At 54.2% G+C, this 548-nt stretch carries 1 protein-coding gene; it reads left to right on the top strand.

Annotation, left to right across the window (positions count from 1 at the left end; genetic code table 11):
* A partial coding sequence (locus Xinn_RS21430; protein WP_479688278.1) for a DUF1281 family ferredoxin-like fold protein occupies nucleotides 1–259 on the top strand: 259 nt, incomplete at its 5' end.
* Nucleotides 260–548 lie beyond the last annotated feature (289 nt).

Here is a 548-nt window from a genome sequence, read left to right as displayed (position 1 = left end):
AACCGTGCGGTTTGATTCGCCCTGGGCACCGCCTTCACCTGAACTGATGGGGGAGCTGTCCGCGATATTTGACTGTGAAATCCGCCACTGGTACAGCGACGCATCAGGCAGCCTCAGAGGCTACGACTGTTATGACCAGGGTGAGCATGTGGACAGTGGCCACGGACAGTCCGGCCAACACCGGCCGGCACTGTATCTGGTGACCGGCGAGCAGGCGGAAACGGCGCTGGCTCTGCCGGCGATCGCGGTCGGGCAGTAACCGGCTGTTTCACCGACTTACTTTCTACAAATTGACCACGTCAACCGAAAGGGGAACCGTTCCCTTTTCGGGGCGTGTTTTCCTTTTTTACTGTTATTCTGCAAGGAAAACATGCAATGGCCTCTCAGACCGATCATCAGAAAGCCTTTATTTCACTGTTTAAGCAAACGGCCCGTTATCAGACCCGCTATCAGGTCTTCCGGGATTTTTGCAACTGCGCCATGGCGGCGATCCACAATCAGTATTGTTTCAGTGACGAGCTGGAGCAGTATTACCTGAAAACCATTAA

The sequence above is a fragment of the Xenorhabdus innexi genome (genome assembly GCF_002632485.1).
GTDB lineage: Bacteria > Pseudomonadota > Gammaproteobacteria > Enterobacterales > Enterobacteriaceae > Xenorhabdus > Xenorhabdus innexi.
This window is presented reverse-complemented; position numbering and strand designations above follow the sequence as displayed.